Here is a 14,030-nt window from a genome sequence, read left to right as displayed (position 1 = left end):
GATTCGGGCCAGCAAGCGGCTTGGGACGGACGGCGGCTTGAGCGGCATCCGGGGCTGTGCGATGGCGGCGGGGGTAGCAAAGCGAACAGGAGGCCGGGCCGCACGGCGCATGGGCAACATCGTGCACTTCGAGAATGTCGGCCTGCGCTATGGGACCGGACCGGAGACGCTGTCGGACGTAAGCTTCACGCTGGCGACGGGCGGCTTCTATTTCCTCACCGGCGCGTCCGGCGCAGGCAAGACCTCGCTGCTCAAGCTGCTCTATCTCGCCCAGCGGCCGACGCGCGGCGCGGTGCGGCTGTTCGGCGAGGATGCGGGCGCCCTGCCGCGCGCGCGGTTGCCCGGCTTCCGCCGCCGGATCGGCGTGGTGTTCCAGGATTTCCGCCTGCTCCCGCAGCTCTCCGCCTATGACAATGTCGCGTTGCCGCTGCGCGTGGCGGGCGTGCGCGAGAGCGAGATCGAAGCGCCGGTGATGGAGATGCTCGCCTGGGTGGGGCTGAGCGCGCGCGTCACCGCCAAGCCGCCGACGCTGTCGGGCGGCGAGCAGCAGCGCATCGCCATCGCCCGCGCGGTGATCGCCAGGCCAGAAATCCTCGTTGCCGACGAACCGACCGGCAACGTCGATCCCGAGATGGCGGACCGGCTGCTCCACCTGTTCGAGGCGCTCAACCGGCTGGGCACCACCATCGTTGTGGCGACCCACGATCTCCACCTGATCGGCCGCATCCCGCGCGCGCAGCTGATGCGCGTCGAGAAGGGCAAGCTGGTCGATCCCAGCGGCCTGCTCCGCCATCCGCCGGGGGGCGCATGAACGGCTTCCGGCACCGCGCCGCGATCGACCTGCGGCTGCTCGGGCAACGCCAGCGCGGCTGGGTGATGGCGGGCATCATGGGGATCATGCTGTTCCTCACCGTGCTGGCGGGTGCGCTGGGTCTGGGCGTGGAACGCTCGGCCGTCGGGCTCGATCGCCAGCTTGCCGGGCAGCTGACCGTGCAGCTGGTCGAACCCGATGCAAGCCTGCGCGACGCGCGGGCCAAGGCGCTGGTCGCGGCGCTCGCCAAGGTGCCCGGCGTCACCCGCGTGCGCGAGGCCGATCGTGCTGAACTGGCGGCGCTGCTCAAGCCGTGGCTCGGCGATGTCGGGCTCGATCCCGAGCTGCCGATGCCGGTGCTGATCGACGTGACCGCCACGGGAGGATCGGCCGCGCGGGTGGCCGCTGCCGCCCGCCGCGTGGCGCCGCAGGCGCGGGTGGACAGCAGCGCGCGCTGGCTTTCCCCGGTGCGCGGGCTGCTGGGGGCGCTGGGGCTGGTCGCGATCGGGCTGGTGCTGGTGATCGCGGCCGCGACCGCCGGGGTCGCGCTGCTCGTTGCGCGCGCGGGGCTGGACACGCACCGCGATACCATCGACGTGCTGCATATGCTCGGATCGACCGACCTCCAGGTAGCGCGCCTCCTCCAGCGCCGAATCGCGCGCGACACGCTGCTTGGCGGCGCGATCGGCACGCTGGCGGCGCTGGCGCTGGTCGCCTTGTTCCAGACCAAGCTGGCGCTGACCGGATCGGAAGTGCTGGGCGGCGCGACGCTGGCGCCGGTCGACTGGACCTTGCTCCTGCTGCTGCCGATCGGCTTCGCGTTGCTCGCCACCGTGGCGACGCGGCTCACCGTGCTCCATACGCTGGGGCGCAAGCTGTGATTCGGCGGCTGTTCTTCCTCCTGGTGCTGGTGGCGCTGGCCTGGAGCGCGGGCTTCGCGCTGTTCCTGTTCAGCCTCGGCAAGCCGCTCGGCGCGCACAGCACCGACGCCGTCGTGGTGCTGACCGGCGGGCCTGGGCGAATCCAACGCGGGCTGGATGCGCTGCGGCGCGAGGATGCGAAGCGCATGCTGGTCAGCGGGGTCAATCCGGACGTGCGACCGCGCGAACTGGCCGCACAATTTCCCGACGATCGCGCGCTGTTCCGCTGCTGCGTCGACCTCGGCCACGAGGCGGTCGACACCCGCTCCAATGCCGATGAGACCGGGCGCTGGGTGCGCGACCATGGCTATCGCAGCGTGCGGCTGGTCACCTCGGACTGGCATATGGCGCGGGCGCGGCTGGAGCTGCGCCATGTGCTGCAGGGTATAAGCATCGTCGGGGATGGGGTGCCGAGCCGCCCCGGCTGGCGAATGCTGCTGCGCGAATATCACAAATATCTGGTGCGCCGGGGGGCGCTGCTGCTGGGGGTCGATTGATGGACGTGGTGCGTACGGTGCTGTTCCGCATCTTCTTCTACGGCGTGTCGATCGTGCTGGTGTTGTGCGTGCCGGTCGCGGCGCTGTTCGGCAGCCGATTCCTGCGTGCCTATTCGAACTTCTGGGCGTGGCTGCTGCAATGGTCGGTGCACGCCATCGTGGGGGCCCGGCTGCGGATCGAGGGGCGCGTGCCGGACGGCCAATTGCTGTTCGCTGGCAAGCATGAAAGCTATTTCGAGGCGCTGGAGCTGACCCGGATGCTCGGCAGCCCGGCGACGGTGATGAAGCGCGAGCTGGCGCAGATTCCGCTCTGGGGCTGGGCGGCGCAGCGTTACGGCACGATCGTGGTCGATCGCGAGGCCAATGCGACGGCGCTGCGGGCGATGATGCGGGCGGCGCAGGCGGCGCGGGCGAGCGGGCGCTCGGTACTGATCTTCCCGGAGGGGACGCGAGTGCCGCCCGGCGAGGCGCCGCCGCTGCGTTCGGGCTTTGCGGGGCTCTACCGTGCGCTCGATCTGCCGGTGGTGCCGGTAGCGGTGCGCAGCGGCACGGTCTGGCCGCGCAAGGGGCTGATGCGTCCCGGAGAAATCGTCTTCCGCTTCGGCGAGCCGATCCCGCCCGGCCTGCCCCGCCGCGAGATCGAGGCGCGGGTGCACGCGGCGATCAATGCGCTGAACGGGTAAGGCGGATCAGCGCGGCCGGGTCCACAAGCCGGCCGGACGCGGCGTCGGCGCGCGGCGATAGGCCGCCCCCCAGGCCTTCGCGATCGCGGCGAGCTTCTCGCCGCCCGAAGTGGTGGTGCGGCTGTCCCAGGCATGCGGGCCGCGCGCGCGCACTTTCCGTGCGATCCCGCCGTAGATGTCGGCAGCCGCCAGCACCGCCCAGGCCGAGCGGAACGACAGCGCCGCCGCACCGCCGCGCGCGCTGAGCTCATAGCCTTCCGCCCGATCGGCGAGGCGGGTGCCGAGAATCGCCAGCGCGTTCCGGTCGGCCATCGGGTTCGCTGCCGTCAGTTCGACCTCCGCAAGCCAGTCCGAGGGCAGGTAGCAGCGTCCGGCTTCGGCATCCTCGCGGATGTCGCGGGCAATGTTGGCGAGCTGGAAGGCGAGGCCGAGGTCGCAGGCACGGTCGAGCACTGACTCCTCGTCGGGCGCCACGCCCATCACGACGGCCATCATGCAGCCGACGACGCCGGCGACATGGTAGCAATAGCGCAGCAGATCGTCCTCGGTCTGGGGGCGCCAGTCTTCGGCGTCGAGCGCGAAGCCGTCGATCAGGTCCCAGGCGAAGCGGTGCGGCATGTGCGTCTCGGCCGCGACGATGCGCAACGCGTCGAACGCGGCGTCGCCGACCCATTCCCCTGCCAGTGCCGCCGCGGTGCGCGCGCGCACTTCCGCCAGCCGTGCTGCCGGATCGGCGACACGCGTCATGCCGTGGCCATGGTCCTGCCCGTCGACGATATCGTCGCAGCGGCGGCACCAGGCATAGAGCAGCCAGGCGCGCTCGCGGGTCTTCGGATCGAACAGCTTGCTGGCCGCGGCGAAGCTGCGCGAGCCGCGGGCGATCGATTCGCCCGCGGTCGCGACGATCGCATCGCGGCCGGGAAAGCGCATTACAGCTGTTCGCGGCGCAGCTGTGCGATCGGCACCACCGGCTGGGCCTCGGCCATCTTGGCCAGCAGGCCGTCGATGGTGGAGTCGACCAGCAGCAGCCCTTGGTGCTGCGGGCGGACGAAGCCGATCGTTCCCATATGCTCCCAGAATTCGACCAGCTTGTCGTAATAGCCGGCGATGTTCAGCAGCCCGATCGGATCGGCATGATAGCCGAGCTGCGCCCAGCTCATCGCCTCCCAGAGCTCGTCCATGGTACCGGTGCCGCCGGGCAGGTTGATGAACCCGTCGGCCAGCTCGGTGAAGCGCGCCTTGCGCTCGTGCATCGTCTCGCAGACTTCGAGGCTGGTAAGGCCGCGATGCGCGACCTCGGCATTGACGAGCAGGGTGGGGATCACGCCGATCACCTCGCCGCCGGCCTCCAGCGCCGCATCGGCAACCGCGCCCATCAGCCCGAGGCGGCCGCCGCCATAGACGACGCCGATGCCGCGCTCGGCGAGTGTGCGGCCAAGGGTGCGGGCGGCTTCGATATAGACCGGATCGGCCGGGCTGGCCGAGCCGCAATAGACGGCGATACGCTTCATGACATGCTCCTGTGGCGGGGCTGATAGCGTGTTTTGGCGGGTAGGGAGAGGGGGTACTTAGCCCCTCCCCTTCAGGGGAGGGGTTGGGGTGGGGCTGTGTCTAACCGAGACCAACGTTCGTTCTGGAATCCCTCCACCCCCAACCCCTCCTCCCAGGAGGAGGGGCTTAAGTCTGGCAGCTTACGCCATCTCGCCCAGCATCAGCTCGGCCGTGGCCTTGGCGCTCCCCACCACGCCGGGGATCCCCGCGCCCGGATGCGTACCCGCGCCGACGAAATACAGGTTCGAGATCGCGTCGTCGCGGTTGTGCACGCGGAACCAGGCGCTCTGCGTCAGGATCGGCTCGAGGCTGAAGCCCGAGCCGTGATGCGCGGCGAGATCGTCGCGGAAGTCGGTCGGCGCATAGTGGAACTTGGTGACGATCCGCTCGGCCAGGTCCGGGATCAGCCGGCGCTGGACCTCCGCCAGGATCCGCGATTCGAGGATCGGCCCCACTTCGTTCCAGTCGGCCGGGAACTTGCCGAGATGCGGCACCGGCGCCAGCGCGTAGAAGGTCGAATGGCCTTCGGGCGCCATGCTCGGATCGGACGCGCTCGGGTGATGGAGGTAGAGCGAGAAGTCCTCGCTCACCACGCCGTGGGTGTAGATGTCGTCGAGCAGCCCCTTATAGCGCGGCCCGAACAGGATCATGTGATGCGGGATATCGGGGAAGGTGCCGCGCAGCCCGAAATGCACCACAAATAGCGAGGGCGAGAAGCGCTTGTTGACGAGGCGGTTCGCCGTGCGCCGTGCGCTACGCGAATTGCGGAGCAGGTCGCGGTAGCTGTGCACGATGTCGGCGTTGCTCGCCACCGCATCGACCTCGACCTCGAAGCCGCTATGCGTCCGCACGCCGACGACACGGTCGCCCAGCGTCAGGATCTCGTCGACCGGATCGCCGATGCGTACCGTGCCGCCCAGCCGTTCGAAATGTTTGACCATGCCGGCGATCAGCCGGTTGGTGCCGCCCTCGGCCCACCAGACGCCGCCGTCGCGCTCCAGCTTGTGGATCAGCGCATAGATGCTGCTGGTCGCCATCGGATTGCCGCCGACGAGCAGGGTGTGGAACGACAGCGCCTCGCGCAGCTTCTCGTTCTTCACATAGCCGGCGACCACCGAATAGACCGAGCGCCAGGCTTGGTTCTGCATCAGCGCGGGTGCCGCCTTGAGCATCGACTTGAAGTCGAGGAACGCCTTGGCGCCCAACTTCACATAGCCTTCCTGATAGACCCGCTCGGAATATTCCAGGAACTTGCGATAGCCGGCGATGTCGCTGGCATCGAGCTTGGCAATTTCGCCCGCCAGCACGGCGTCGTCATTGGTATAGTCGAAGGTCGTCCCGTCGGGCCAGGACAGGCGGTAGAAGGGCGTAACCGGTTTGAGGTTCACGTCTTCCGAAATGTCGTGGCCGGACAGGCGCCACAGCTCCTTCAGCGCGTCCGGATCGGTGATCACCGTTGGGCCGCCGTCGAAGGTGAAGCCGTCGCGCTCCCAATAATAAGCGCGGCCGCCCGGCTTGTCCCGTGCTTCGATCACGGTGGTGTCGACGCCTGCCGACTGGAGGCGAATGGCGAGGGCGAGGCCGCCGAACCCGGCGCCGATCACGACTGCGCGGCGCATCAGCGGCCCCAGATCGCGGAGAGGGCGCGGCCCACCGGCACTGGAGGCTTGCCCGAGAGCACGCGGACGCGGTCTCCCCAGGTCGATTGCGCGGCGTAGAAGCGCTGGATCAGTCCTGCATCCAGACGGTAGAATCGTTCCAGCACGCGATAGCGCTCCTCGGGTTCGGCCGCCTTGAACAGCATCGCGGCGAGCATGCGATAGAAGCCGCGCTTGCGCCAGAGCGCGCGCGAATAGCCATACAGCATTTGGTGCAGCGCCTCGCCCGAATAGTCGTACGCGTCGGCGATCGTGGCGGCGGTGCGGATGGCATCGGGGAAGGAATAGCCGGTCATCGGGTGGAAGAGCCCCGCCTTCATCCCCGCCTTGGCGATGCCGCGGCCGCCGGCGGCCCAATAGGCGGCATGGTCGCCGCCCATCGCCACGGGCAGGCTGCCCACTTCCTCGCGCAGCACGCGATCGACCTGCCAGCCTGCGGCGTCGGCGTAGGCCTCGATCCGGTCGCCGGTGGCGAGCACGTCGATCGACGGCGTGTCGCTGTAATAGGTGTCCTCGACGAACATCCGCGTCGGGCTGAACGGCAGGCAGTAGACGAAGCGATAGCCGTCGATCTGCGGCACTGTCGCGTCCATGATTACGGGCCTCGTCACGTCGTGCAGGTCGCTGAGCACCAGTTCCGCGCCGTGGAATTTCTGCCAGCCGAGCTGGAGCGCGCTGGTATCGCCGACGCCGCGGCAATCGATCACGCCCTCGGCCTCGACGAGGTCGCCGTCCGCCAGCGCTACAGCGGTGGGGGTGATGTCCGCCGCCTCGCGTTCGAGCAGCAGGCTCTTCTCGCCGAGCTCGGCGCGCACCACGCGATCGAAATGCTCGGACTCGACCGAGTAATAGCGCGAGGGCAGGCTGCGGAAATGGCCGGGAAAAGCGACGTCATAGCCGTTCCAGCCATGGCCGATCAGCGGCGCCGACAGCCAGCGATGCTCGGGCGCGACATCGTCGGCGAAGAACGACCAGAGGTGATTGCCGCCGATCCGTGCCGAGCCTTCGATCAGGCGGACGGTGCAATCGGGTTTCTTCTTCCGGATTGCCAGCGCGATAAGCCCGCCGGCAAGGCCGCCGCCGACAATGGCGACGTCACAACTGATGGTTGAAGGCATGGCCGCCCGCCTAGCCCAAGCCCGGGGGTGTGGGAACCCCACCCTTGGGGACGCGGCGCGAAACGGTCGCTGGCGGGGGGCGCCCCGGCGCAGTCCCAAGCCGTTCATTTTATTTTAACTATCGTCACATGGCTTGCACACTTCGTCCCTAAAGCCGGTCAGCCGCGCTTGCGGTTTGTGAAGTAGGGGAACCAAAGCAATGCAGAAGAAGCTTTTTGGCGCGACGCTGGTCGCCGCCACGCTGCTCGGCGCGCCTGCCGCGCAGGCCCAGGTCGCGCTGACGGCCAAGACCTACAGCCAGAATTTCGACACGCTGGCCTCCAGCGGCACCAGCAAGGTGCTGCCGACCGGCTGGAAGCTCGACGAGCGCGGCAGCAGCACCGCGGGTTCGGACGACGCCTATGCGACGACCAACGCCAACGCGGGCACCGCCTATGCCTTTGGCACCGGCAGCGAGCGGGCGCTGGGCAGCGTGACCTCGGGTAATGCCACGCCGATCCTGTTCGGCGCCTTCTTCACCAACGCGCTGGGCAGCGCGATCCAGTCGTTGACGCTCGACTATGTCGGCGAGCAGTGGCGCCTCGGCACCGCGAGCAGCGATACGCTGCGCTTCGAATATTCGCTCGATGCGACGTCGCTGTCGAACGGCAGCTGGATGGCGTTCAACGCGCTCGACTTCGCCAGCATCAAGAACGGCACGGGTTCGGGCAGCGCGAGCAGCGCACTCGACGGCAATGCCGCGGGTAACCGCAAGGCAATCAGCGCGACGATCGGCAACCTGCTGATCGCCGATGGCGGCGGCTTTGCGATCCGCTGGACCGATCGCGACGTCGGCGGCTCGGATCATGGCCTGGCGATCGACGACCTGACGCTTACCGCCACGCTGGCGCCGAGCGCGGTGCCCGAGCCGGCCGCCTGGGCAATGCTGATCGGCGGCTTCGGCTTCGCCGGCGCGGCGCTGCGCCGGCGGGCAAAGAAGGCGGTACTTGCCTGAAGATCGGGAGGCGCCGGGCGGACCGGCGCCTCCTCCACGGCTCAGAAGTCGAGCTTGGCCGATAGCGAGACGGTGCGGCCGTTGATCGAACGGCCCCAGCCGATGCCGTTGGCGGGCACTTCACTCTGGTTGAACTCGAAGAAGCCGGCCTTGTCGAACAGGTTGCTGGCGTTGAGCATCACCCGAACGCGGTCGATCGGCTTCACCACCAGGAAGGCGTTGACCACGGTGAAGCCCGGCATCTTGAGCAGGTTGCTGTCCTGCGCATAGCTGCTGGTGATCGTCACGACGTTCGCGCCGAAGGTTGCGTTGCGCAGCTCGATCTGCGGCGTCGCCTCCAGTGTCCAGGCGGGCTGGTGGCGCGGTTCCTTGCCGGTCAGCGTCGCATCCAGGAAGTCCTTGGTGATTTTGGCGGTGGTGTAGGTAGCGCCCGCGGTGATGCTGAAGATGCCCCGGCGATAGCCGCCTTCCATCTCCACGCCGGTCGCGCGGTAGCTGCGGATGGTCTGGTTGGCCGATCCGTTGAGGACGTTATGGTCGTCCGCGGTCGCGCGGAAGGCGGTGACGTTGAGCGTCGCGCCGGCATGGCGGAACTTGAACCCGCCTTCGAGCTGGCGGACCTCGTCATATTTGTCCGCCGCGTTGGGTACGCTGCCGTCGATCGCGCTTACCGCGGGGGTGAACAGGATCTTGTCGGCATTGGCGCGCGCACCGCGGCTGTAGCGGGCGAAGACCGAGAAGGGCTCGGCGACGCGGTAGTTGATGCCGCTCGAATAGCTCCAATAGCCGTAATTGTAGTTCACCGGCGCGGGCGTATCGAGTGGCAGGAAGGCCACGCGGGTTTCAGGGGCCGAGATCACGCCGTTGCCGTTGATGTCGAACTGCTTGATGCCGACGCGGCCGCCGCCCAGGTCCGCACCGATCAGCGAGCCGCGCACCCGGCCGCGATCATAGCGGACGCTGCCGCCGATCGAGAGCTTGCCGACATGGTAGTTCACCGAGCCATAGGGCGCGAGGATGTCGTACGACACGTCGAAGATGCGGCGGAATTTGCTGCCGTTGCGGCTGAAGGTGTAATAGCCGTTCTGGGTTTGCGCGACGCCGCTGGCGCTGGTGACGTTGACCATCGCGGTCTGGCCGTCGCCCGCCACATCGGTGTCGATGCCCGAGTGCAGCCAGGTAGCGTACAGCTTCTGGTTGGCCTTGTAGAGGCCTCCGGTCACCGTCAGGTCGCCCTGGCCGAGCTTCCACACCTTGGTCGCGCGGACGTCGTTCGTGAAGTTGTCGAGCGCGCCGATTCGGGTCTGCGCCATGTAGTTGAACGACAGCAGGCCGTTGCCGTTGGCGTTTGCCGGCACCAGCTTGCCGATGTTCGGGCCGCTGGCATAGGTCGCCACTGCACCTGCGCCCGCCTGCGAGGCGGCGATCGTCGCGATCGGCCCGACGGCGGAGGGGAAGACGCGCAGGAAGTCGCCCGAATTGGCGGAGTAGCGCGCGCGCTCGCTGATCGTGATGCCGGCGACGTCGAACTGCGCCTCCAGGCCGATCGTCTTGCTCTTGGCGTGCATGCCGTTGGCGACGTCATAGCGGGCGAGCTGGTTGTTGCCGTCCAGCGTCGTCACCGGGCCGATGAACGGCGAGAGCAGCGAGTCCTTGCGGATGTCGAAGCCGCTGACGCTGCTGACCACGGGCTTGTCGTTCGTGCCGGTGATCCTGATCGGATAGGGCGCGAAGGTGGGCGAGCGGTCGTCCAGCCACTTGCCGCTCACCCGCACATAGCCGGCGGCGAACTGCTTGGTGACGTTGAAGCGGATCTGGCCGCCCTTGTACCCGGTGAAGCCGATGTCGCGGGGGCCCTCGCCCGAGCGGTAATAGCCGCCGACATGGAAGCGCCAGCCATTGCCGAGCGGCTGGCCGTAATCCATGTCGACGCGCTTCTCGCCATAATCGAGTCCGACCGTCGCCTGCACGGCGCCGCCGCGGGTCTCGCCGGTCTTGGAAATCAGGTTGATCAGACCACCGGGCGCGTTGGACGAAAAGGTGGAGCCGGAGCCGCCGCGAATCGATTCGATCGCGGCGACGTTGAAATCGGCGCGCATGAACACGTCGACGCCGACGTTGAAGATGTCGCCGAATTCGAGCACCGGCAGACCGTCTTCCTGGAACTGCATGTATTTCGAGCCGCCCGCCGCCAGCGGCAGGCCGCGCACGGTGTAATTGGCGTTGCCCTCGCCGATGCCGCTCTCGACGCGCAGGCCCGGCATCGTGCGGAGCACGTCGCCGAGCGGCCGCGGCCCGAGCTTCTCGAACTCGCTGGCGCGGAAGGCGCTGGTCGAGGTTGCGCTGTCGAGCCTGTCGCGGCCCTTGGCGACGCCGGTCGAGAAGACTTCCTTCTCAGGCACCTGCGTGGCTTTGGCAGGCTTGGGTGCATCGTCCTTCGACTGGGCGAGTGCAGGATGGACGATGACGCTCGAGCAGAAGGCGAGCAGTAGATACCGCAGTTTCACGACAAACTCTCCCGACCCGTGAATATTCTTATTGGGGCGGTGCAGTCTATGCGGCGGGGTGTTTAGATTCTGGTGCCAAGATTCTTCGTAGAAGTACGAATGTTACAGCGAAGCAACAGTTCGCGCCGGCGAGCAATCGTGTTTGCGCCGCATTGCCGCTCGCCGCGCGAAGGGGTAGCAGCCGGAGACATGGACATCGCCCTCGCCATCCTCGCCTCCGCCATCGCCATGACGGTGATCGTCGGGGTGCGCTATGTCGCCGCCTCGGCGGGATTCGCATGGGCAACCCGGCTGCGCCATCCCGGCCTCTATGCGGGCCAGGGCAAGCAGATCCGCATGGAGATCGGCTGGAGCCTCGCCTCGGCGGCGATCTACGGCATCCCCGCCGGCATCGTCGCCTGGGGCTGGAAGGCAGAAGGGTGGACGCGGATCTATGCCGATGTCCATGCGCTGCCGCTCTGGTACCTGCCGCTATCGGTGTTCCTCTACCTGTTCCTGCACGACACCTGGTTCTATTGGACGCACCGGGCGATGCACGTGCCTGCGCTGTTTCGCCGCTATCACGCCGTCCACCATGCCAGCCGCCCGCCCACCGCCTGGGCGGCGATGAGCTTCCATTGGGGCGAGGCGCTATCGGGCGCGATCGTGATTCCGCTGCTGGTCTTCGTAATTCCCATTCATGTCGCCGCGCTCGGCTTGGTGCTGACGATCATGACGGTTATGGGAGTGACCAATCATATGGGCTGGGAGATCTTCCCGCCCTGGATGTGGCGGGGGCCTCTGGGTGCATGGCTGATCACGGCGAGCCATCACCAGCGGCATCATGAGCGATATGGGTGCAACTATGGATTATATTTCCGGTTCTGGGACCGGCTGTGCGGGACCGACCAGGGGTTGGGGCAGTTCGATCCTGCGGCGCGGCGCATGGGCACTCGTCGCCTTGCCGCTGCTGACCAGCGCCGCGCCGCTGGCGACGCTGGAGCTTGATTTCACCAAGCTGCGCTCGACGCGCGGGCTGCTGCAGATCTGCATCGCGCCTGCCGCCAGCCAGTTCCCCGATTGCCGCGACGGCCACGGCGCGATCAAGCGGACCATTCCCGCCGCCGACGGCAAGCTGCGCCTGAGCGGGCTCGCCCCCGGCGACTATGCCGTGGCCGTGATCCATGACGCCAACGGCAACGGCAAGCTCGACACCTTCATGGGAATTCCGCGCGAAGGCTTCGGCTTCTCGCGCAACCCGGTGATCGGCTTCGGGCCGCCGCGCTTTTCCGCCGCGCAATTCCCGCTCGAAGGCGGCAGCGATCGGCAGGAAGTGAAGCTGCGCTACCTGCTCTAGGAACTGCGCGAGATTGCAGGCGTTCCCCGGGTTCTGATCCTCATGATCCCGTTCCCGGAGTACCTGCATGCCTTTCCTGCGCACCGCGACGCGCGCCGCGCTCGCCTCGCTCCCGCTGCTCGCGGCGGCGCCTGCCTTCGCCCAGCAGAACGCCGATTCGCCGCCCGACCTGACCCGCGACACCGTGACGCTCGGCGTCGGCGCGGCGACGGTGCCGAGCTATGACGGTTCGGACAAGAACGTCGTGACCGCCGCGCCGCTGGTCCGCGGCCGCGTCTCGGGCATCAACTTCGTCGTGCTGGGCAGCCGCGCCTGGGCCGACGTGATCGCCGACAACAATGGTCCCGGCTGGGACTTCCAGGCCGGTCCGGTCGTCAACGTCAACCTTAACCGCACCTCGCGGATCGAGGACCGGCAGGTCGAGGCGCTGGGCAAGGTGAAGACGGCAGTCGAGGCGGGCGGCTTCGTCGGCATCGGCAAGCAGGGGCTGATCACCAGCGACTATGACAAGCTGACGGTAAGCTTCTCCTATCTCCACGACGTCGGCAACGTGCATAAGAGCTATGTGATGTCGCCGTCGGTCAGCTACGGCACCCCGCTCAGCCGCAAGGCCTATGTGCTGCTCAACCTCTCGGGCAATTACATGGGCAACGGCTATGCCCAGACCTATTTCGGCGTGACGCCCGGCGGTAGCGCGCGCAGCGGCCTGCCGGTCTACTACGCCCGCAAGGGCTGGAAGGACTGGACGCTGGGCGCAATGGGCAATGTCGCGCTCACCGGCGATCTCACCCATGGCCTGTCTGCGGTGGGCGGCGTTGCCTATCGCCGCATGCTAGACGACGCGGCGGATTCGCCCGTGGTCCGCATCGCCGGTTCGCGCAGCCAGTGGTTCGGGGCGGTGGGCCTTGCCTATACGTTCTGACGCGTCCCGAAATTGCGACGAAACGTCCCGCTTTTGAACGACTTGTGAATTGCGAAGCACTGTCGGGGGGATTAGCCTGCAATTCTGAGAATCACGCCGCATCTATTTGCGGAGAGACAAGAAGGGGGAGGTATATGAACGTTGCTGCACTATTCGGCGCCGTTGCTCTGCTCGGCGCCACGATCGCGGCGCCCGCCGCGGCATCCGCGATCGATACCAGTGGCGGCTACGCGGCGAAGATCGACTATTTCGGGGCGCGCTACACGCCCGCTTATGGTCAGACCTTCACTGTCGGCAGCGACAATGCGCTCAACGGCTTCACCTTCTATCTCGGCGGCGGCGCGGCGAGGGTGCGCGCCTATGTCTATTCCTGGAGCGGCGTCGGGGCGCTCGGCGCGGCGCTGTACGCCAGCGACGCGCGGAACTTCGGCGGCACCGCGGGCGATGCGTTCGAGGCGCTGCGGTTCGACGTCGGCGCGCTCGATCTGCGCGCCGGGCAGCGCTATGTCGCCTTCCTCACCACGGCGGGGCTGAACCAGCCCGCCGGCAGTGAGAGCAGCTGGATGCCCACCGCAGGCAGCTTCGGCAGCAATGCCTATCGCGACGGCGACTTCGTCTTCAGCAACGCCGGCGACAGCCTCGATGCGATTGTCGGCCAGCCCTGGGACGACGTCCATGGCGTGTATGGCGACGTGCAGTTCACCGCCGATTTCAGCCCCGGCGCCACGGCCGGTGCCGGCGTACCCGAGCCCGCGGCCTGGGCGATGCTGATCGGCGGCTTCGGCCTCGCCGGGGGCGTGCTACGCCGTCGCCGCACGCGGACGAGCGTGCGTTTCGCCTGATCTTCCTAACCTTTGGCAGGCACGCGGCGCGTCGGGATTGCCCGGCGCGCCGCTTGCGCGTAGATGACTATGCATTCCCCGGGGGACCGCTGGTGCAGCGGTTGAGAGGAAGGCTGCAGCCTTCGACCCGCTGAACCTGATCCGGTTGACACCGGCGTAGGGAGGGAGGGTCTTGTTTCCCGAGGTCCGTC

14 protein-coding genes and 1 riboswitch are annotated in these 14,030 nt (G+C 67.7%); of the genes, 9 read left to right on the top strand and 5 right to left on the bottom strand.

Features of this window, described 5'->3' with window-relative positions; all coding sequences use genetic code 11:
• Positions 1 to 109 precede the first annotated feature (109 nt).
• The 4 genes from ftsE to QZ670_RS14910 are packed head-to-tail and all read left to right on the top strand — an operon-like array spanning position 110 to position 2,911.
• Positions 110 to 811: a cell division ATP-binding protein FtsE gene (ftsE, locus tag QZ670_RS14925; protein ID WP_294256766.1), complete on the top strand. Its 702-nt coding sequence runs from the start codon at positions 110 to 112 to the stop codon at positions 809 to 811.
• A complete protein-coding gene (locus QZ670_RS14920) occupies positions 808 to 1,692 on the top strand; it encodes an FtsX-like permease family protein (protein WP_294256765.1) in 885 nt (294 codons plus the stop codon). Before ftsE ends, QZ670_RS14920 begins: the two co-directional genes overlap by 4 nt.
• Positions 1,689 to 2,228: a YdcF family protein gene (locus QZ670_RS14915; protein ID WP_294256764.1), complete on the top strand. Its 540-nt coding sequence runs from the start codon at positions 1,689 to 1,691 to the stop codon at positions 2,226 to 2,228. The genes QZ670_RS14920 and QZ670_RS14915 overlap by 4 nt, the downstream gene beginning before the upstream one ends.
• Positions 2,228 to 2,911: a lysophospholipid acyltransferase family protein gene (locus QZ670_RS14910; protein ID WP_294256763.1), complete on the top strand. Its 684-nt coding sequence runs from the start codon at positions 2,228 to 2,230 to the stop codon at positions 2,909 to 2,911. The genes QZ670_RS14915 and QZ670_RS14910 overlap by 1 nt, the downstream gene beginning before the upstream one ends.
• 6 nt (positions 2,912 to 2,917) lie before the next feature.
• On the opposite strand, the gene QZ670_RS14905 is transcribed toward QZ670_RS14910, so the two are convergent.
• The 4 genes from QZ670_RS14905 to crtY all read right to left on the bottom strand — a co-directional run bounded on the left by QZ670_RS14905 (position 2,918) and on the right by crtY (position 7,238).
• A complete protein-coding gene (locus QZ670_RS14905) occupies positions 2,918 to 3,841 on the bottom strand; it encodes a phytoene/squalene synthase family protein (RefSeq protein WP_294256762.1) in 924 nt (307 codons plus the stop codon).
• Entirely contained in the window at positions 3,841 to 4,422 is a 582-nt protein-coding gene (locus QZ670_RS14900) for a TIGR00730 family Rossman fold protein (protein ID WP_294256761.1), read from the bottom strand. The genes QZ670_RS14905 and QZ670_RS14900 overlap by 1 nt, the downstream gene beginning before the upstream one ends.
• 180 nt (positions 4,423 to 4,602) lie before the next feature.
• A complete protein-coding gene (locus QZ670_RS14895; RefSeq protein WP_294256758.1) occupies positions 4,603 to 6,081 on the bottom strand; it encodes a phytoene desaturase in 1,479 nt (492 codons plus the stop codon).
• Positions 6,081 to 7,238: a lycopene beta-cyclase CrtY gene (gene crtY, locus QZ670_RS14890; RefSeq protein WP_294256756.1), complete on the bottom strand. Its 1,158-nt coding sequence runs from the start codon at positions 7,236 to 7,238 to the stop codon at positions 6,081 to 6,083. The genes QZ670_RS14895 and crtY overlap by 1 nt, the downstream gene beginning before the upstream one ends.
• A 199-nt stretch (positions 7,239 to 7,437) precedes the next feature.
• Between crtY and QZ670_RS14885 the strand changes: the two genes are divergently transcribed.
• Complete coding sequence (locus QZ670_RS14885) at positions 7,438 to 8,232, top strand: PEPxxWA-CTERM sorting domain-containing protein (protein ID WP_294256753.1); 795 nt, start codon at positions 7,438 to 7,440, stop codon at positions 8,230 to 8,232.
• A 41-nt stretch (positions 8,233 to 8,273) separates the two neighbouring features.
• Here QZ670_RS14885 and QZ670_RS14880 read toward each other — a convergent pair whose 3' ends face one another.
• Positions 8,274 to 10,739, bottom strand: a complete 2,466-nt coding sequence (locus QZ670_RS14880; protein ID WP_294256751.1) for a TonB-dependent receptor — start codon at positions 10,737 to 10,739, stop codon at positions 8,274 to 8,276.
• A 189-nt stretch (positions 10,740 to 10,928) separates the two neighbouring features.
• On the opposite strand from QZ670_RS14880, the gene QZ670_RS14875 reads away from it, so the two are divergent.
• From QZ670_RS14875 to QZ670_RS14860, 4 genes are all read left to right on the top strand, one after another.
• Positions 10,929 to 11,726 carry a sterol desaturase family protein gene (locus tag QZ670_RS14875; RefSeq protein WP_294256750.1) on the top strand — a complete coding sequence of 266 codons (798 nt, stop codon included), beginning with the start codon at positions 10,929 to 10,931 and terminating at the stop codon, positions 11,724 to 11,726.
• Positions 11,680 to 12,075: a DUF2141 domain-containing protein gene (locus QZ670_RS14870; RefSeq protein ID WP_294256748.1), complete on the top strand. Its 396-nt coding sequence runs from the start codon at positions 11,680 to 11,682 to the stop codon at positions 12,073 to 12,075. The genes QZ670_RS14875 and QZ670_RS14870 overlap by 47 nt, the downstream gene beginning before the upstream one ends.
• Positions 12,076 to 12,142: 67 nt before the next feature.
• Complete coding sequence (locus QZ670_RS14865; protein ID WP_294256746.1) at positions 12,143 to 12,997, top strand: MipA/OmpV family protein; 855 nt, start codon at positions 12,143 to 12,145, stop codon at positions 12,995 to 12,997.
• Positions 12,998 to 13,131: 134 nt separating this feature from the next.
• The gene (locus tag QZ670_RS14860; RefSeq protein WP_294256745.1) at positions 13,132 to 13,839 is read left to right on the top strand and encodes a PEPxxWA-CTERM sorting domain-containing protein; all 708 of its coding nucleotides are present in this window, start codon (positions 13,132 to 13,134) and stop codon (positions 13,837 to 13,839) included.
• A 69-nt stretch (positions 13,840 to 13,908) separates the two neighbouring features.
• Positions 13,909 to 14,019: riboswitch (TPP riboswitch) on the top strand.
• Positions 14,020 to 14,030 lie beyond the last annotated feature (11 nt).

Source organism: uncultured Sphingomonas sp. (genome assembly GCF_913774285.1).
Taxonomy (GTDB): domain Bacteria; phylum Pseudomonadota; class Alphaproteobacteria; order Sphingomonadales; family Sphingomonadaceae; genus Sphingomonas.
This window is presented reverse-complemented; position numbering and strand designations above follow the sequence as displayed.

Excerpts from the sequence above, each read along its gene's own strand:
- crtY (WP_294256756.1), bottom strand. The coding sequence starts at position 7,238 with ATGCCTTCAACCATCAGTTGTGACGTCGCCATTGTCGGCGGCGGCCTT.
- QZ670_RS14920 (WP_294256765.1), top strand. The coding sequence starts at position 808 with ATGAACGGCTTCCGGCACCGCGCCGCGATCGACCTGCGGCTGCTCGGG.
- QZ670_RS14875 (WP_294256750.1), top strand. The coding sequence starts at position 10,929 with ATGGACATCGCCCTCGCCATCCTCGCCTCCGCCATCGCCATGACGGTG.
- QZ670_RS14865 (WP_294256746.1), top strand. The coding sequence starts at position 12,143 with ATGCCTTTCCTGCGCACCGCGACGCGCGCCGCGCTCGCCTCGCTCCCG.
- QZ670_RS14895 (WP_294256758.1), bottom strand. The coding sequence starts at position 6,081 with ATGCGCCGCGCAGTCGTGATCGGCGCCGGGTTCGGCGGCCTCGCCCTC.
- QZ670_RS14860 (WP_294256745.1), top strand. The coding sequence starts at position 13,132 with ATGAACGTTGCTGCACTATTCGGCGCCGTTGCTCTGCTCGGCGCCACG.
- QZ670_RS14910 (WP_294256763.1), top strand. The coding sequence starts at position 2,228 with ATGGACGTGGTGCGTACGGTGCTGTTCCGCATCTTCTTCTACGGCGTG.
- QZ670_RS14900 (WP_294256761.1), bottom strand. The coding sequence starts at position 4,422 with ATGAAGCGTATCGCCGTCTATTGCGGCTCGGCCAGCCCGGCCGATCCG.
- QZ670_RS14885 (WP_294256753.1), top strand. The coding sequence starts at position 7,438 with ATGCAGAAGAAGCTTTTTGGCGCGACGCTGGTCGCCGCCACGCTGCTC.
- QZ670_RS14905 (WP_294256762.1), bottom strand. The coding sequence starts at position 3,841 with ATGCGCTTTCCCGGCCGCGATGCGATCGTCGCGACCGCGGGCGAATCG.
- ftsE (WP_294256766.1), top strand. The coding sequence starts at position 110 with ATGGGCAACATCGTGCACTTCGAGAATGTCGGCCTGCGCTATGGGACC.